19 protein-coding genes are annotated in these 16,968 nt (G+C 66.2%); 3 read left to right on the forward strand and 16 right to left on the reverse strand.

The annotated features are described in order from the left end of the window. Positions 1-18 precede the first annotated feature (18 nt). Together CEY08_RS28980 and CEY08_RS28985 are read left to right on the forward strand one after the other, a co-directional pair. Positions 19-606, forward strand: a complete 588-nt coding sequence (locus CEY08_RS28980) for an NUDIX domain-containing protein (protein WP_063640397.1) — start codon at positions 19-21, stop codon at positions 604-606. Positions 607-634: 28 nt separating this feature from the next. Continuing rightward, positions 635-967: a 2Fe-2S iron-sulfur cluster-binding protein gene (locus tag CEY08_RS28985; protein ID WP_042794247.1), complete on the forward strand. Its 333-nt coding sequence runs from the start codon at positions 635-637 to the stop codon at positions 965-967. Here CEY08_RS28985 and CEY08_RS28990 read toward each other — a convergent pair. The 8 genes from CEY08_RS28990 to CEY08_RS29025 form a co-directional block, all read right to left on the reverse strand. Continuing rightward, the gene (locus CEY08_RS28990; RefSeq protein WP_232033833.1) at positions 948-1,433 is read right to left on the reverse strand and encodes a hypothetical protein; all 486 of its coding nucleotides are present in this window, start codon (positions 1,431-1,433) and stop codon (positions 948-950) included. The two genes, CEY08_RS28985 and CEY08_RS28990, sit on opposite strands and share 20 nt — an antisense overlap. Then, positions 1,384-2,085, reverse strand: coding sequence for a DUF899 domain-containing protein (locus CEY08_RS28995; protein ID WP_063640396.1), 702 nt, complete (start codon positions 2,083-2,085; stop codon positions 1,384-1,386). The genes CEY08_RS28990 and CEY08_RS28995 overlap by 50 nt, the downstream gene beginning before the upstream one ends. A gap of 54 nt (positions 2,086-2,139) precedes the next feature. Beyond that, positions 2,140-2,604 (reverse strand): SRPBCC family protein, encoded by a 465-nt coding sequence (locus CEY08_RS29000; RefSeq protein ID WP_076814466.1) that lies wholly within the window; start codon positions 2,602-2,604, stop codon positions 2,140-2,142. Continuing rightward, positions 2,490-2,942 carry an ArsR/SmtB family transcription factor gene (locus CEY08_RS29005; RefSeq protein WP_076814464.1) on the reverse strand — a complete coding sequence of 151 codons (453 nt, stop codon included), beginning with the start codon at positions 2,940-2,942 and terminating at the stop codon, positions 2,490-2,492. The genes CEY08_RS29000 and CEY08_RS29005 overlap by 115 nt, the downstream gene beginning before the upstream one ends. Positions 2,943-2,997: 55 nt before the next feature. Further along, the gene (locus tag CEY08_RS29010) at positions 2,998-4,302 is read right to left on the reverse strand and encodes an MFS transporter (RefSeq protein ID WP_076814462.1); all 1,305 of its coding nucleotides are present in this window, start codon (positions 4,300-4,302) and stop codon (positions 2,998-3,000) included. A gap of 174 nt (positions 4,303-4,476) precedes the next feature. Next, positions 4,477-5,661, reverse strand: a complete 1,185-nt coding sequence (locus CEY08_RS29015) for an alpha/beta fold hydrolase (RefSeq protein ID WP_076814460.1) — start codon at positions 5,659-5,661, stop codon at positions 4,477-4,479. A gap of 14 nt (positions 5,662-5,675) precedes the next feature. Beyond that, positions 5,676-6,404: a helix-turn-helix domain-containing protein gene (locus tag CEY08_RS29020; RefSeq protein ID WP_042794244.1), complete on the reverse strand. Its 729-nt coding sequence runs from the start codon at positions 6,402-6,404 to the stop codon at positions 5,676-5,678. Positions 6,405-6,502: 98 nt separating this feature from the next. Continuing rightward, the gene (locus CEY08_RS29025) at positions 6,503-6,937 is read right to left on the reverse strand and encodes a gamma-glutamylcyclotransferase family protein (RefSeq protein ID WP_076814457.1); all 435 of its coding nucleotides are present in this window, start codon (positions 6,935-6,937) and stop codon (positions 6,503-6,505) included. Between the two features lie 136 nt (positions 6,938-7,073). On the opposite strand from CEY08_RS29025, the gene clpB reads away from it, so the two are divergent. After that, positions 7,074-9,680 (forward strand): ATP-dependent chaperone ClpB, encoded by a 2,607-nt coding sequence (gene clpB, locus CEY08_RS29030; RefSeq protein ID WP_042794243.1) that lies wholly within the window; start codon positions 7,074-7,076, stop codon positions 9,678-9,680. Positions 9,681-9,827: 147 nt separating this feature from the next. Here clpB and CEY08_RS29035 read toward each other — a convergent pair whose 3' ends face one another. The 8 genes from CEY08_RS29035 to CEY08_RS29070 form a co-directional block, all read right to left on the reverse strand. Beyond that, the gene (locus tag CEY08_RS29035; protein ID WP_076814455.1) at positions 9,828-10,256 is read right to left on the reverse strand and encodes a DUF1641 domain-containing protein; all 429 of its coding nucleotides are present in this window, start codon (positions 10,254-10,256) and stop codon (positions 9,828-9,830) included. Then, positions 10,253-11,443 carry an NAD(P)/FAD-dependent oxidoreductase gene (locus tag CEY08_RS29040; protein ID WP_076814453.1) on the reverse strand — a complete coding sequence of 397 codons (1,191 nt, stop codon included), beginning with the start codon at positions 11,441-11,443 and terminating at the stop codon, positions 10,253-10,255. Before CEY08_RS29040 ends, CEY08_RS29035 begins: the two co-directional genes overlap by 4 nt. 161 nt (positions 11,444-11,604) lie before the next feature. Continuing rightward, positions 11,605-12,009 carry a Rieske (2Fe-2S) protein gene (locus tag CEY08_RS29045; protein ID WP_063640389.1) on the reverse strand — a complete coding sequence of 135 codons (405 nt, stop codon included), beginning with the start codon at positions 12,007-12,009 and terminating at the stop codon, positions 11,605-11,607. Next, positions 11,984-12,856 carry an intradiol ring-cleavage dioxygenase gene (locus tag CEY08_RS29050; RefSeq protein ID WP_088607864.1) on the reverse strand — a complete coding sequence of 291 codons (873 nt, stop codon included), beginning with the start codon at positions 12,854-12,856 and terminating at the stop codon, positions 11,984-11,986. Before CEY08_RS29050 ends, CEY08_RS29045 begins: the two co-directional genes overlap by 26 nt. A 10-nt stretch (positions 12,857-12,866) precedes the next feature. After that, entirely contained in the window at positions 12,867-14,327 is a 1,461-nt protein-coding gene (locus tag CEY08_RS29055) for an aldehyde dehydrogenase family protein (RefSeq protein ID WP_076814451.1), read from the reverse strand. A gap of 34 nt (positions 14,328-14,361) precedes the next feature. Next, entirely contained in the window at positions 14,362-15,381 is a 1,020-nt protein-coding gene (locus tag CEY08_RS29060) for a hypothetical protein (RefSeq protein WP_063640386.1), read from the reverse strand. A gap of 41 nt (positions 15,382-15,422) precedes the next feature. After that, a complete protein-coding gene (locus tag CEY08_RS29065; RefSeq protein ID WP_063640385.1) occupies positions 15,423-15,917 on the reverse strand; it encodes a cupin domain-containing protein in 495 nt (164 codons plus the stop codon). 72 nt (positions 15,918-15,989) lie between these two features. After that, positions 15,990-16,958 (reverse strand): Bug family tripartite tricarboxylate transporter substrate binding protein, encoded by a 969-nt coding sequence (locus CEY08_RS29070; protein ID WP_042794239.1) that lies wholly within the window; start codon positions 16,956-16,958, stop codon positions 15,990-15,992. Between the last annotated feature and the right edge of the window lie 10 nt (positions 16,959-16,968).

Here is a 16,968-nt window from a genome sequence, read left to right on the forward strand (position 1 = left end):
CAGGTTCTGGAATCCCACATGACCCGCAAGCCCGATTCCCATCTCGAAGAAAAACTCGTCGCCAGCGAGGCTCCTTACAACGGCGCCTTTCTCAAGATCCGCCGCGACACGGTCAGCCTGCCCAACGGCAATACGGCCACGCGCGAATACGTGGTGCATCCCGGCGCGGTGGTGGTGATCCCGTTGCTGGACGACGGCCGGGTGCTGCTGGAGCGGCAGTACCGCTATCCGATAGGGCGCGTCATGACGGAGTTCCCCGCCGGCAAGCTGGATCCGGGCGAGGATCCGCTGGCCTGCGGCAAGCGTGAACTGCTTGAGGAAACCGGCTACACCGCCAGCCAGTGGGCCCGGGCCGGTGCCTTGCACCTGGCCATTGCCTATTCCACGGAAATCATCCATATCTACTTTGCGCGCGGCTTGCGCGCCGGGCCGCGCCAGCTGGACCAGGACGAATTCCTGGACGTGATCAGCGCGGATCCCGCCGAGTTGGTCGAAGCCTGCGCCAAGGGCGACGTCACGGACGCCAAGACGCTGACCTGCGTGCTGTGGATGCAGAATGTGCTGTCCGGCGCCTGGAAGCTGGATTGGCAGGACAACGCGGCCTGAGGGCGCGTCCCGCTGGATCTGCTTCGCCATGTCCACATTTCCCGTCCTGGTGCAGCCTGCCGGTCTGCGTTTCGACGCGCCAACCGATACCTCGGTGCTGCTGGCGGCGCAGGCGGCTGGCATCAAGCTGCCCAGCTCGTGCCGCAACGGCACTTGCCGCGCCTGCATGTGCCTCTTGCTTGAAGGGGAGATCTCGTACCGTATCGAATGGCCGGGACTATCGCGCGACGAGAAAGAGGAGGGCTGGATCCTGCCGTGCGTGGCACGGGCGGAGTCGGCCCTGGAAATCCAGGCGCCGCTGGCTGCGCCGATAGAGGCCGCGGCCGCGCCGCCGCGCCCGCTTACCGGGGCGCGGCGCTAGCGCCGGCAAGCATTGCGGCGGCTGCCGTGGCGGCCGCCATTCCCAGCGCCATGCCGGCGGCCATGCCGCTGAAGGGCGCCGCGCCGGCGGCCAAGGCCGCTGCGACACCCCATTGCGCTCCCACCAGCATGCCCAGACCCATCGCCAGCGCGCAGGCCAGGCGCGCGCCTAGGGCGGGCGCGCCCGGCAGCGGCAACAGCGCGGCGATCAACATGGCTGCGCTGCTGGCGGGCATCAGGGCGGCATGGCGCCATGCCTGTTCCAGCAAACCGCCGGGCGCCGCGCACTGGCTGGCGAGCAGCGCCGACGGCGTGCGCAGCGTGTCCATCCACAAGCCCGCTGCCATGGCCGCCGTGCAGCCCAGCCACAGGATCGCGGCGTCGGCGGCCATGTGGACGGCGCGCGAGCGCCCGCGTTTAACCGCAGGCGTGGCAGGCGCGGGCCGGGGCGTCGTCGTAGCGGTCATGGTGGCGCACCCAGTCGCCCAGATTGAAGTGCGGGCCCTTCTCGTTGCGGCCCAGCGGCGCGAAGTCCAGATAGTTGTAGGCGCCGGCCAGTCTTTCCACGCCGCGCGCGAAACTTGAATAGGTATGGAAGATTTCGCCGTCGGGGTCGCGGAAAAATGCGCTGGCGCCGGAGTTTTCTTCCATGCTGCCGTCGGCCTTGGGCGTCGTGGCCTGCAGGTCGAAATTGAAATCGCTGCCTTCGGATGAATACCAGGGGAAGCTCCAGCCCATGCGCCGCTTGAAGGCGTCCAGCTTGGCCAAGGGCGCGCGCGATACGGCGACTACCGTCACGTCATGCTGGCGCAGGTGCATGGCTGCGCTGTCCATGTGGTCGGCCAGGAAGGAGCAGCCCACGCAGCCTTCTTCCCAGTCCGGGCCGAACATGAAGTGGTAGACGATGAGCTGGCTTCTGCCCTGGAACAGCTCCGCAAGTTCCAGGGAGCCGCCCGCGCCTTGGAAGCGGTATGGCTTGTCCACCTTGACCCACGGCAGAGCCAGGCGCTCGCGAGCCAGGGCATCGTGGGCCCGGGTCAGCTCTTTTTCTCGGCGCAGCAGCGCCTCGCGCGCGATTTCCCATTGCGCGCGGGATACGACGGGGTGATCGGTTTGCATTGTGTGCCTCCTCGGGGCGGGCCGGTGGGCCCGGATAGGGCGAACGGCGCGGATTCAGGCCGGATTCGCCAGATGGGACGCCAGCCGGTCCAGCGCGCCGGACCATCCATGCTGATGGCTGTCGCGGGTGGCCTGGTCGACGAACGGGGTCTGCAGAAAGGCGAGTTCGGTGCCGCCGTCGGCAGAGGTGAATTCAAGCGTGATCATGGAGACTTCCGCGGGGGTGTCGCGCCAGGCCCAGGTGAAGACCAGCCGGCGCAGCGGCTCGACTTCGCGGTAGTGGCCGCTGGCATGATGTTCCAACCCGTCTTCGGTGGAGAACCCTACCTGGTAGGTGCCGCCCACGCGTACGTCGGTTTCCGCCCGCAGCACCCGCCGGGTTTCGGCGGGACCAAACCAGCGCATCAGCGCCTGCGGGTCCGTCCAGGCGCGCCAGACGCGTTCGACGGGGGCGTCGAAGCGCCGCCTGAGCCGGAGTTCAATGGGGGCTGATTCTTCTCGGGTGCTTCGGTTTTCCATGGGTGGACCTCTTCCTCGTGGTACAGGTATCGCGCCAGCGAATCCAGCTGACCGTTCCAGAACTTCTCGTAGCGGGCCAGCCAGTCGGATGCCGCCCGCATCGGTTCGGGCGAGAGCGTGCAATTCACGACGCGGCCGTCCTTGGCGCGGGCGATCAAGCCGGCGTCCTCCAGCACGCGCAGGTGCTTCATGAATGCGGGTAGGGACATGGCGTGCGGCCGGGCCAGCTCGCCGACCGTGGCCGCGCCTTGTTCCAGGTCGGCCAGCACTTGGCGTCGCGTGCCGTCGGCCAGCGCCGCGAAGATGCCGTCGAGCCTGTCGTCTTTAAACTTAACCATAAGGTTAAGTATTAAGCCGAAGCAGCATGGTTGTCAAGCAACAAAGTTGTCGCGATCAGGCGTGCTGGTGCATGGCCGAGCGATGCTTGGTATCGCGCATGGTGGCGTACACCAGCAGCGACAGGAAGATGATGCCCGCGAGGTAGTAGTAGAACCACTCCTCATGCCCTTGCTGCTTGAAGAAGAGCGCAATGGCCGGCGCCGTGCCCCCGAAGATGGACACCGTCACGGCATAGGGCACGGCTACGCCGGTGGCGCGGATGTTGGTCGGGAACAACTCCGCCTTCACCACTGCGTTGATGGACGTATAGCCGGCCGTGAACACCCAGGCGCCGCAGATCAGCAGGAAGGCCATGAAGGGCGAGCGTGTGTGCGACAGCGTCATCAGGATGGGTACGGTGAGTGCCGCGCCGGCCACGCCGAAGAACACCAGGAGCGGCTTGCGTCCGATCCTGTCCGACAGCGCGCCGTAGACCGGCTGCAGAATCAGCGCGAAGATCAGCGACCCGGCGATGATGTAGGTGGTGACGATGTCGGAAAAGCCCGAGGTCTGCCGCACAAACGTCTGCATGTAGGTCGTGAAGGTGTAGAACGCCGCGGTGCCGCCCGCCGTCAGGCCCACCACGATGGCCACTTCACGCGGGTACTTCAGCAGGCCGCGCAGCGAGCTCGTCTGCGACTTGGGGGCTTTCTGGGCTTCCTTGTAGGAATCCGTTTCGGGCATGTCGCGCCGCATCAGGGCAGTGATCACGGCCAGCATGGCGCCGATCACGAAGGGAATGCGCCAGCCCCATTCCACCAGTTGCTCGTGGGTCAGGAAAACGTTTTGCAGCAATAGCAGCACCAGGATGGCGCTGAGCTGGCCGCCGATCAGGGTGACGTACTGGAAACTGGAATAGAAGCCGCGATGGTCCGGATCCGCGATTTCGGTCAGGTAAGTGGCACTGGCGCCGTACTCCCCGCCCAGGCTCAGGCCTTCGATCACGCGCGCCAGCGCCAGCAGGGCTGGCGCGGCCAGGCCTATGGTGGCATAGGTGGGCGTGACCGCGATGATCAGCGAACCCACGCACATCATGCCCACCGACACCATCAGCGACAGACGCCGCCCGTGACGGTCCGCCAGATGGCCAAACAGCCAGCCGCCCAGCGGGCGCACGATGAAGCCGGCCGCAAACAGCGTGGCCGCATTCAACTGCTGGACGACCGGATCGTGGGAGGGAAAGAAGGCGGGGGCGAAATACAGAGCGAACGCGGTATAGGCGTAGAAGTCATACCACTCCACCAGATTGCCCATGGAGCCGATGAAGATCGCCTTGATGCGGCGCTTTGCGTCGGGCATGTCGAGATACGCTTGCGTCATATCCTTCCTTCGAGTGCGTTTGTCGGGGGACGCCGGACACGCGATCGCGGACGGGCCGCGAACTGGAACACGCATGGCGATATGTTGCGCCTGCGCGGGCCGAAATGCACGCGCTATGGCACTGATTTTCTTCAGCTTTTTGTCAGGATTCTGCGCCGGGCGGCGCGCGCCGGCTTACTTGCCGCGGGGCTTGATGACGTCGCAGGCAGCGGCGCCGTCGGGGGCCTGGGCCTCGGCGCCCAGCAATGCCTGCACGCCGCAGGCCGAGCTGAACATGCCCTTGCTGTTGTGGCCGACGCCGGCGACCTCGAAAGCGCGCCGATGCAGCGGCACGGGCCTGGCGCCGCGCGCCGCCAGCACGTGCTCGTATTGCGCGTAGCCGGTGCCGCGGGCCAGCCGTGTCGCGCCCTGGGCTTCCGCCCCGCAGGTCTTGTCCAGCAGGCGGTCTTCCGGATTGTTGTCGGCGCCGCCCAGCAGATAGGTGACATCGCGCGCCGCATAGCGCACGAAGAGCTTGGACTCGTCGGTTTCGCGGGAGTACGCAGGAAGCTTGTCCGGGCCGTACTTGTACTGGTTGTACGTGGGGCAGATGCCGCGCTCGTAAGGCGCATAACCCTTGCCGTCGGCGCGGGGGCGTTCGTTGCTCAGGTAGAGATAGGACGAGGGGTTGGCGACTACGTAGCGCAGGGCCAGCCCGTCGCGCCGCAGCGCGCCGTCGATATTGTTCAGCACGGCATAGCGCTGTACCAGTTGGCCGCCGGCCGAGTGGCCGGCCAGCACGATGCCGGCCAGCGACGAGAGGCGCTTGCGGTCATCCAGGCTGCGCAGCAGGTCGTCCAGCACCTGGAACGAAGCGACCGGCGCGGGGCGTCCCGCGGCCTGCACGCTATCTTCGCCGTCTTCCCAGCTTGCCTTGCGCCAAGCCGCCATGCCGCCAAAACCGGAGTCGATCGAGCCGGAAAAGCGCGGGGCCAGGATCAGGGTATCGCGCGCCCGCTCGGGGTTGTGCGCCAGCAGTGCGGCGACGGATTCATAGTAGCGGTCGGCGTCGCGCTTGACGCCGTGGATGACGACCACGACCTGCTTGATGCCGCGCAGGTCGTCCTTTGCCAGGTCGCGATTGGCGTAGACCGGCATCTTGTAGCGGTGGCCAGGCTTGCCCAGCTCCACGGCCTGCCAGCGCAACGGCGCCGCGCGCTTGGGGGCGGGCGCGGTTTCGCTGTAATCGTAGGGATCAGGCAGGGGCGTCTGGCTGTGTGCCCCGAGCGGCGCCAGCGCCGCCACGGCGCACAGCGCGGCCAGACCGCGCAAGGGGCCTGGCCGCGCCAGAGGCAATGGGAGGATGGGCGCGCGGCGCATGGCGCGGCGGGCGTTCAGCAGCCCTCTTGGCCCAATAATTGCTTGAGCGCGGGCAGGTCCAGGATGCGGACCTCGCGCTGGTTGATCTTGATGAGGCCGTCGCGCGCAAAGCGCGAAAACAGCCGGCTGACCGTTTCCAGGGTCAGGCCGAGGTAGTTGCCGATTTCCTCGCGGCTCATGCGCAGCACGAATTCCGTGGAGGAATAGCCCAACGACGCGTAGCGTTGCGACAGGTTCAGCAGGAACGCGGCCAGGCGCTGTTCGGAACGCATGGAGCCCAGCGAGGCCAGCATCTGGTGCGAGCGGTTGATCTCGCGGCTCATCAGCCGGCGGAACTGCTGCTGCAGGGAAGGCAGGTGGGTAGCGATGCGGTCGATATCGGCCAGGCGGATGACGCAGACCTCGGAGTCTTCCAGCGCGACGGCGGTCGACACGTGCTTGCCGTCCAGCATGCCGTCCATGCCGACGATTTCGCCGGGCAGGTGAAAGCCGGTGACCTGGATCTGGCCGGTGGCGTCTTCCAACTGCGTCTTGAGGCTGCCGAATCGCACGCTGTAGACGGCGTCGAGCGGGTGGTTCAGGGAATAGAGCGGCTTGCCTTTTTCAAGGCGCACGCGTTCCCTCACCAGTTCGTCCAGCTTTTCCACCTCGGCGGCTGCCATGCCCACGGGCACGCACACATGTCCCAGCATGCATGTGGAGCAATGGGCGGCATCAGGGGCAACGGGGACCCGTTTTTGCATACGATGACCTCTATAGTGCCCATTGCGCGGACGCATGCCGGAATGGGTATAAAGCTTGAAGACAACCGTTATTGTAGTCCGTTGTTACTACGGGTGTCTTACCGGCCTTCCGGGCGGGGGTGGGCGAGCCGGTAACCGACCCAGTCGTCGGCCGCGATATCGACCGCCTTGCCGCGCAGGGCCGGGTCTATCGGATAGTACTGGCAGCGCAGTTCATGGGCCCCCGAGGGGGTTTCCAGGCGCGCGGCGACCTCGCACCGCACAAAGCAACAGGGCTTGCCGGGCGTGTACTCCTCGATCTCGTCCATCAGCGCCACCAGGGCTGGCTCCACCTGGAAGACATCGCCCCGCACGCGCCGGCCGTCGTTCACCGGAATCAGCCCCGGCCAGTCGCCGAAGTCCACCAGCCTGCCCGGAACGCTGGCCGGCCCCACGTAGCGCGCTGCCGGCAGGCCGCGCCGCGCGGCGGCTTGAGCCAGATCATTGATTTCGCCCGCGCGTAGCGTGCCGTAGATAAAAACGTATATGCTCATAAGTCAGATTGTTGCTGCACGTCGAGAAACCATGGCGCGGGCAGGGTGTTGAAATTCTCGCATCTGGCCGCATATTCAGGATATCGAGCCAGCCGGCACGTATCGGTCAGGCTCCCCAACAAGCCAAACGACCATTATGCGATTCGACAAACTGACAACCAAGTTCCAGCAAGCCCTGGCCGACGCTCAAAGTCTGGCCGCCCGCAACGATCACCCCTATATTGAGCCGATTCACGTGCTTTCCGCCTTGCTGTCGGATTCCGACAGCGGCGCGGGCAGCCTGCTGGCGCGCGCCGGCGTGGCCGTCAATCGGCTGCAACCGGCCATCGAGACCGCCCTGAAGGCCTTGCCTCAGGTGCAGGGGGACGACAACGTCCAGGTAGGCCGCGACCTGCAGGCGGTGCTGACGCGCACCGACAAGGAAGCGGCGCGCCGCGGTGACACCTATATCGCCAGCGAACTGTTCCTGCTGGCCCTGGCCGACGACAAGGGCGAGGCCGGCCGCATCCTGCGCGACGCGGGCCTGCAGAAAAAGGCCCTGGAAGCCGCGATCGACGCCGTGCGCGGCGGCGAAAGCGTTTCTGGCGCCGAAGGCGAGTCCAACCGCGAAGCCTTGTCCAAATACACCATGGACCTGACCGAGCGCGCCCGCCAGGGCAAGCTCGATCCGGTGATCGGCCGCGACGACGAAATCCGCCGCACGATCCAGATCCTGCAGCGCCGCACCAAAAACAACCCCGTGCTCATCGGCGAACCCGGCGTGGGCAAGACCGCCATCGTCGAAGGACTGGCTCAGCGCATCGTCAACGATGAAGTGCCCGAAACCCTGCGCGGCAAGCGCGTCTTGTCGCTGGACCTGGCGGCCTTGCTGGCCGGCGCCAAGTTCCGCGGCGAATTCGAAGAGCGCCTGAAGGCCGTGCTGAAAGAACTGGCGCAGGACGACGGCAGCAACATCGTCTTCATCGACGAGCTGCACACCATGGTGGGCGCGGGCAAGGCCGAAGGCGCGATGGATGCGGGCAATATGCTCAAGCCGGCGCTGGCGCGCGGCGAGCTGCATTGCATCGGCGCGACCACGCTGGACGAATACCGCAAGTACATCGAGAAGGACGCGGCGCTGGAGCGGCGCTTCCAGAAGGTGCTGGTCGACGAGCCTGACGTGGAATCCACCATCGCCATCCTGCGCGGCTTGCAGGAGCGCTATGAAATCCACCACGGCGTGGAGATCACCGACCCCGCCATCGTGGCCGCGGCCGAGCTCTCGCACCGCTACATCACCGACCGCTTCCTGCCGGACAAGGCCATCGACCTGATCGACGAAGCAGGCGCGCGCATCCGCATGGAGATCGATTCCAAGCCGGAAGTGATGGATAAGCTCGACCGCCGCATCATCCAGCTCAAGATCGAGCGCGAGGCCGTCAAGAAGGAAACCGACGACGCTTCCAAGCGCCGCCTGGGCGCGATCGAGGACGAGCTCGAAAAGCTGCAGCGCGAATACAACGACTTCGAGGAAATCTGGAAGGCCGAGAAGGCGGCCGTGCAAGGCACGCAGGCCATCAAGGAAGAGATCGACAGCGTGCGCGCCGAAATGGCCGAGCTGCAGCGCAAGGGCCAGTTCGACAAGCTGGCGGAATTGCAATACGGCAAGCTGCCCGACCTGGAAGCGCGCCTGAAGGCGGCCGAAGTGGGCGCCGCGGAAGCGGCCGAGGAAGCCGAGGGCGGCGAAGGGCGCCCGCGCCTGTTGCGCACTCGCGTAGGCGCCGAGGAAATCGCCGAGGTCGTGTCGCGCGCCACCGGCATTCCGGTGTCCAAGATGATGCAGGGCGAACGCGAGAAGCTGCTGCACATGGAGGAATACCTGCACAAGCGCGTGGTGGGCCAGGACGAGGCCGTGCGCCTGGTGTCCGATGCCATCCGGCGTTCGCGCGCCGGCCTTGCCGATCCCTCGCGTCCCTACGGTTCGTTCCTGTTCCTGGGCCCCACCGGTGTGGGCAAGACCGAGCTGACGCGCGCGCTGGCCGAGTTCCTGTTCGACTCCGAAGAGCACATGATCCGCATCGACATGAGCGAATTCATGGAGAAGCATTCGGTGGCGCGGCTGATCGGCGCGCCGCCAGGATATGTGGGCTACGAGGAGGGTGGCTACCTGACCGAGGCCGTGCGCCGCAAGCCATACAGCGTGGTGCTGCTGGATGAAGTCGAGAAAGCCCATCCGGACGTCTTCAACGTGCTGTTGCAGGTGCTGGACGATGGCCGCCTGACCGATGGCCAGGGCCGCACGGTGGATTTCCGCAACACGGTGATCGTCATGACGTCCAACCTGGGCTCGCACCATATCCAGAGCTTGGCGGGCAAGCCGTACGAAGTGGTCAAGGAAGTGGTGTGGGACGAGCTCAAGCAGACCCTGCGTCCCGAGTTCCTGAACCGCATCGATGAAGTGGTGGTGTTCCACGGGCTGGAAGCGCAGCACATCGAGTCTATCGCCCGCATCCAGCTGCGTCGCCTTGGCGAACGCCTGGAAAAGCAGGAGATGCGCCTGGAAGTGAGCGAACCCGCTCTTGCGGAATTGGCCCGCTCGGGCTTCGATCCTGTGTTCGGCGCGCGCCCCTTGAAGCGCGCGATCCAGCAGCAGATCGAGAACCCGGTGGCCAAGCTGATCCTGGAAGGCCGCTTCGGTCCGCGCGACGTGGTGCCGGTGGATTGGCAGGACGGGCAGTTCGTCTTCACGCGAACCTTGCAGTAAACCGGTCCGGCGCGGCGAGCGCCGAGCCGCATGAAAGCAACCCCGGGAAGCTGGCCTGATCGGCAGTTTCCCGGGGTTTTTTTACATGAGCCGATCCTGTTGCCGCGGGGACGGATATCGCGCGGCGTTTTGCTGCGGCGTGTCCTCTTACGGGGCGTCGGCGTAGTCCTGGCGCTGGGCCGCCATCTGCCGGCCCAGCGTTTGCACCGCCCGCAGCACCACGGCCAGGCCGCGCCGGGTGTCCTCGTCGCGCAACAGGCCGATGAGTCCCCCCAGGCTGGGGGGGCGCGCTTCCTGTTGCGTGCGGGCATGGGCGTCGCGCAGCGTGTTGGCGGCGATCCACGCGGCGCTGCTCGCCTGTTCCGACAGCAGCGCCAGCTTTTCCACCATGGACTGGTCAAGCAGGTCTACCAGATCCGATGCCAGCGACAGCAGGTCGGCGATGTTGTCGAGCCTACCCGCTTCGGCCAGCAGGCCCAGTCTGTCGGCCAGCGCGCGCGCGCCCGGCCCTCCGCCCAGGAAGGGAGCGGGCGTGTCCGTCGCTTGCCTGTTGCTTGCCTCGTGCGGCGCGTTCATAGCATTCCCCTTGCGACGGCCCAGTACAGGCCGCGGTTGAAGCCGTGGCGCAGCAGGCCTCCGAGCTTGGTGGGTGGCGTGGGCAGCACGTCGTGCGTGTAGTCGTACCAGAGCGGCATGCCGGCGTTCAGCCCCATCTGGGCCACTGCCTGCACCCGGCCGTCGTAGGCGCTGCACGGATGGCCCAGCCGGATTTCGCCGGCGATGTTGTTTGCGATGACCGGCGCCTGGTTGTGGCAGGAACCGCCCGCCTTGCTGACGGGCAGGTCGACCGTGTCGCCGATGACGTAGACGTTGCGCAGCCCATAGACCTGCAAGGTTTCGTGGTCGGTGGGCAGCCAGCCTTCGTCGTTCTCCGCTTGCGACACGCCGGACTCGAGCACCACGTCCACGGCGCGTATCGGCGGCGTGGCCATGAGGATGTCGAAGGGTTGTTCGCCGCCTTCCTCCGAATAGGCGATGCGCCGCTGCGGATCGACCCGCGACAGGGTGAAGCCCCGTTGGAACCGTATGCCCTTCTGCTCGAAGATGGCGGGCAGCACTTCGCAGGTTGGCCGCTGCAGGAACAGGCAGTTGCGCAGCAACTGCGAGGTGGTCGGGTAGGTGTAGACGATCTCCACCTTGTCGCGCACGCCTCGCCGCCGCAGGTAGTCGTCCAACATCAGCGTGGTTTCGATGGGAGCGATGCCGCACTGGTGCGGGACGTTGGGCGTTCTGGGGAACGTGACGCTGATGAATACCCGCCCGCGCTCGATGCGCGACAGGCGGTCGGCCAGTTGCCTTGCGGCCGCGTACTGGTAGAAATGGTCCCCGGCCTCCTTCAGCCCCTCGATGCGCTCGGGCGATGGCACGCAGCCCGTGGCGATGACCAGATAGTCGTAGCCGTAGCGCTTGCCGCTCTGCGTGGAGACCTCCTGGCTGTCGAAATGGAACCGCGTGACCTTGTCGACGCGGAACTCGATTTCCGGCCTCAGCAGGGAACGTTCCGGCCGCTTCAGTTCTTCCCGGAAGAAAAGATTGAAGGCCACGTACATGAACGCCGGCTTGTAGTAGTGATCCGGCGTATCCGAGAGCAGCGTGATGGAGACTTCACCGCGGCTGATTTCGGGGTACAGCTTTCCGGCAAGCTGATTGGCGAGCATGGTGCCGCCTACGCCGCCGCCTACGACAACAATACGCTTGTTCATAAACCACCTCTTATGGAGAGATTCTGGGGGCAAGTGCAGTGCAGTGCGTCTGTGGGTGTAGCAACAGTTGCGGGCGGCGTCAACCAACCTGGCGATGACGGCGGCCGGCGTGCGCGCGGCGATGTGAGGCATGACCAGACCGTGCTGGTCCAGGAAGGCGGCTACCCGTCGGACGACCCGGGTCCCGACCTGGCCGGCGCGTTGCCTGGTTTCGAATCCGCCGCGTAGACGCGGCCTGCGTGCTGGCGCAGCGGCACCGCGTCTAGCGCCGCGCCCTGGCAAGGGCCTTCGATGCACAGTCCATCCTCGAAGCGGAACAAGGCCGAATGATGGGCGCACATCAGCACCTGGGCCTCGTAGGTCAGGACGGCGCCATGGGCCGCGTCCAGCGTGACGGAGAAGTGCGGGCAGCGGTTCAGGTATGCCCAGACGGCCTCACCCCGCCGCAGCAGGATGACCGGCTGCGCGGCGAAGTTCACTGTCAACGAACCGCCATCAGGGATGTCATCGAGCCAGCACAGCGCCGCCCCGTCGGCCGCGTCAGGCGCGGGGCAGCACGAAGTCATAACGTCCCTCGTGGAAGTCCGAATCGAATCCGAAGCGCCTGCCCGGTGTGGAGTCCGCGCCCAGCGGATCGTATTGCAGCACCAGCGATGGCTTTACGCCGAACACCGCGTCCGAGGCAAGGTAGGGATCCCCGGCGTTGAACAGATGGGTGACCAGCCTATGGTGCCCCGGCGCGTCGATCATGAAGTGCAGATGCGCGGGCCGGAAGATATGCCTGCCGGTTGCCGCCATCATGAGGCCGACGGGACCGTCGCCCGGTATGGGATAGGACACGGGCAGGATGGTGCGGATTGCGAAGTAGCCGTCCTCGCCGCTGCGGTAGCGGCCGCGCAGGTTGCCGTGGGGCTGGTCCACGTCCTGGCCCGAGTACATGCCATTGGAGGCCGTCTGCCACACGTCGAGGACGGCGCCGGCCAGCGGCCGGCCATCGGTATCGCGGACGTAGCCATGCACCAGCGCGGGCTCGCCGGGCGTGAGCGCCATGTTTTCGCCGGGCGCGCGGTCGGGCATGCCGGCCATGTAGAAAGGGCCGAATACCGTGCTTTCGGTGGCCTGTCCCGGTTGGCGGTGGTTGATGGCATCCACCAGCATCGACACGCCCAGCGTGTCGGAGAGCAGGATGAACTCCTGCCGCACCGCGCCATCGCAGATCTGGCCGGTCTCGGTCAGGAACCGGATCGCCGCCATCCATTCGGCCTCGGTGGGCTCGACGTCGGCGACGAAGGCATGCAGATGCCGTACCAGGGACTGCATCAGATGGCGCAGCCTGGGATCCGGCGTCTGGGCAAAAGCGGCTGCGACCGCATCGGTCAAGGCGGTTTCGGCGTTCGGCATGGCGGTGTTCATCGGCGGCTCCTCAGCGCTTGAAGTGCGGCGGCACGGCGGCGTCCACGTTGACCCACACGGACCTGGCTTCAGTGTAGTCATGCATGGCTTCAAAGCCCATCTCCCGGCCATAACCCGACTGGCCCACGCCGCCGAACGGGCTGCCGGGATTGACGCGCTTGTAGCAGTTGATCCAGCACATGCCCGCATGGATGGCGCCGGCCAGCTTATGGGCGCGCGCCAGGTCGCGCGTCCACAGGCCGCTGCCCAGGCCGTAGTCGGTCGCGTTGGCAATGGCCAGCGCCTCTTCGTCGCTGCCAAAGCGCAGCACCGTGACGAATGGGCCGAATACCTCTTCCTGCGCGACGCGGTCCTGGGGCCTGGCCTCGACGATGGTGGGCGCGACGTAGTAGCCGGCCGAAAGTTCGCCGCCGGGCGCCTTGCCGCCGGCGAGCAGGCGCGCGCCCTGTTCGGCGGCGATGCCCACATAGGACAGGACCTTGTCGCGGTGCTGGGCTGATGTCAGCGGACCCATTTCGGTATCGGGGGAGCGCGGGTCGCCCAGGCGGATGGAGTTCGCCAGGGCGGTGAAGCGTTCGAGGAATGCATCGGCAATCTTTTCGTGCAGCATCAGCCGCGACCCTGCGATGCATGCCTGGCCCTGGTTGTGGAAGATGGCCCAGGCCGCGCCGTTGATGGCAGCGTCGAGATTGGCATCGTCGAACACGATGTTGGCGCCTTTGCCGCCGAGTTCCAGCTGCACGCGCTTGAGGTTGCCCTTGGACGCTTCCACGATGCGGCGTCCGGTTGCGGTCGATCCGGTGAAGGCGATCTTGCCCACGTCCGGGTGTTCGGCCAGCCGCTGGCCCGCCGTGTGGCCATAGCCGGGGACCACGTTGACCACGCCATCCGGAAATCCAGCGGCGGCCATCAGTTCGGCGATGCGCAGGGTCGACAGCGGCGTGAGTTCCGAGGGCTTGAGCACCACGGTGTTGCCGGCAGCCAGCGCGGGCCCAAGTTTCCAGCTGGTGAACATGAGCGGGAAATTCCACGGCACGATCTGACCCACCACGCCGATGGGCGCGCGCTGCACGTAGTTCAGGAAACCCGATTCAACAGGAATGACGCTGCCCTGCAGTTTGTCGGCCATGCCCCCGAAATAGCGGAAGCAGCCGGCGGTGCGCGGCACGTCCAGGCCGCGCGTGTCGCGTATTGGATGGCCCGTGTCCAGCGTTTCAAGCTGCGCCAGTTCCTCGGCATTGGCTTCTATCAGGTCGGCCAGCTTGAGCAGCAGACGTCCGCGATCGGCGGCTGCCATGCGAGCCCAGGCGGGAAAGGCGCGCTGCGCCGCCTGCACTGCGCGGTCCACGTCTTCCGCTTCTGCAGCGGCGATGGCGGTGATGAGAGATCCGTCGTGCGGATTCAGCACGTCTATCGTGCCGCCCGCGGCCGCGTCCACGAAGCGGCCGTCGATAAAGAGTTTGTTCTGCATGGCTGAGAAGTCGTAATGATGGGGAAGGGGGAGTTCAGAACGCGACGGGGTAGGGCGCGAGCTCGCCGCTTTCGTAGCGCTGAGGCAGGTCGGGGGTGGCGTTCTCCCAGACCAGCAACATGGAGCGCTTGGTCGAATAGCCCTGATGCCGGATGTCGGCCGGCATGGCGCAGATGTCGCCGGCGCGCATGGTGATGCGGGCGCGAGGCGCGCCGGTGTCTTTGTCGCCGATGTCCCAGACGATCTCATCGGACAGCTGCAGGAACCACTCCACGCGATCGTTGCCATGGAACACCGGCAGGATGAACTCCTCGGTGGTGGGGCAGAACAGGCTGGCGCCGCAGACGGAAGTAACGGATGGGTTCCAGGTCACGTCCGAGCGCGACAGGTACTTGAACAGGCTGAATGCATGGAGCTTGCCCTCGAAGCCGGGTTCGGCATGGACCTGCGGTTCGTCCTGAGTCACGTCCGCGAAGGCCCGGTTGACCGGAAGGTCGTCACGCAGTGGAGAGTCTTCCGGCAGGCCCGGCATGCGCCGGGTGGCGATGCGCGAGCGTTCGATCGCGGCGATGTTGTCGCCGTGCTTGCGGCCGAAGGCGGAGCCCGTTTCCTCCGGCGCGGCAAACGGATCGAAGCCTTCGTTGGTCCAGTCATGCAACATCGCCTTGAAAGTGGCCATGATGAGCGGGGTGTCGAAAGTCTCCGTGTAGTCCACGCCTGCCGCCTTCATGACGCCATTGAAGGAGCCTGCGTAGACATCCACCTTGCCGTAGTGGTTGCGCGTGCCGAATACGTGGTCGAAGTTGACCCAACCGTAGAAAAAACCCCAGGCCACGTCGCGCATCAGCGCGCGCAGGAAGGCGTCTGCCGCGATCGCATGGGTGCGCGTCTGGCCCTTGGAGGGCCAGTGCACCTTGACGAAGTACTCGTCGCGGGTGAAGGTGAACGCGCCCAGATCGAAGCGCTTGTAGCCGGTGGCGGCGTCTGCCGCGCTGGCGGCGACTTTGCCGGCGGCGAATGAGGCGGTGGGCGCGGGGGTATCCAGCATGGCCATATCGTGACTCCAGAAAGTAAGGGTGGCGGGTGGCGCGGGGATTACTGCAGGCAGATGTCCGCCCATTTCTCGACAGACAGTTGGCCGGCGCGGGTCTGGATCAGCAGCACGCCCGGATAGGGCGCCGTGAAGCGATAGGCGCAGCCGGCGGGCAGCAGGCATTGGTGTCCGCGGCTCAGCAGGACGCGGCCCATGGGCTTGCCCGCGGGCGCCTGGCCCGCAAGCACGGTGCCGTCCGCGGCTGCGGGCGGCTGGTCCAGGGCCAGGAAATCGACCTGGGCCTGGCCGTCCATCAGGATGGCGAATTCGTCATGGCTGCAGACGTACCAGGGCGATACGCCTTCGGCGCGCAGGGTTTCAATGACGTACTCCAGATTCTTTCCGACCACTGTTTTTTCGTAGGGCGCGGCATTCGAAGCCACCTCGAAAATGTTGGAAAAGACATAGTGGCGCGGCGAGCCCTGCGTGATCTCGATGGAGCCCTTGCGGTAGTCCTTCAGCGAGCCGAAGACGGTGGTGGGTGCAGCGGTATTCATGAAGCCTCCTGTGTCGGGGGAGTCCGGCTGCGCGGTGTGCGGGGCGCGGCCGGGGGGATCGGGGTGGGCGTGTCAGTCCACCTTGAGGTTGATCTTGCGGATGACACCCGTCCATTTGGCGGCGTCTTCGCGCAGGCGGCGCGCGGTGGCGTCGGGCGGCTCGGGCAGGGGATCCAGGTCGTTGGCCTGCAGTTTCTGCTTCACTTCAGGCAACGCCAGCGCGCGCGCCACCTCTTCATTCATGCGCTTTACGATGACGGCTGGCGTGTCCTTGGGAGCGAACAGCATTTCGCGAAAGGTGGCGTCGTAGCCGGCCACGCCCGCCTGTTGCATGGTCGGGACGTCCGGCGCCTGGACCGAGCGCGCGGCGCCTGACACCGCCAGTCCGTACAGCTTGCCGGCCGCGACATAGGGCGCGACCACGGGAGACGCCAGATAGCCGCAGGGCACCTGTCCCGCCAGCACATCCTGGGTGGCGGGCGACGGGCCCTTATAGGGGACGTGCAGGATGTCCAGGCCTGCGCCGGACAGGTAAAGCTCCATCGCCAGATGGCCGGGCACGCCCTGGCCGCCGGAGGCGTAGCTGAGCGCGCCGGGCGTTTTCCGGGCCTGCGCATCCAACTGGGCCAGGGTGCGCAGACCGGAGCCGGCCGAGCACACCAGCATCTGGTTGAAGTTCGCGAGCGCCACAACGGGCGTCAGATCGTCCGCCTTGAAATTGAGCTTGCGGTAGATGGCGGGATTGATGGTGACGACCGTGTCCGGCGCCTCCAGGAAGGTGTAGCCGTCGGCGGGAGACCGGGCCACCGCCTCCGCGCCGATATTGCCGCCGGCGCCGGGGCGGTTCTCGATGATGACCGGCTGCTTGAGCGACTGCCCCACCGCGTCGGCCACGATGCGCGCCGCGGTATCGCCGGGCGATCCCGCGGGAAAGGCGACCACGATGCGGATGGCGCGGGTGGGCCAATCCTCCTTCGGCTGGGCGTGCGACGCCGTGCTGGCGGCCATACAGACTGCCAGCGCAAGTAAGTGCGGTTTCATGCTGTCTCCT

This window comes from Achromobacter insolitus (assembly GCF_002209555.1).
Lineage (GTDB): Bacteria > Pseudomonadota > Gammaproteobacteria > Burkholderiales > Burkholderiaceae_B > Achromobacter > Achromobacter insolitus.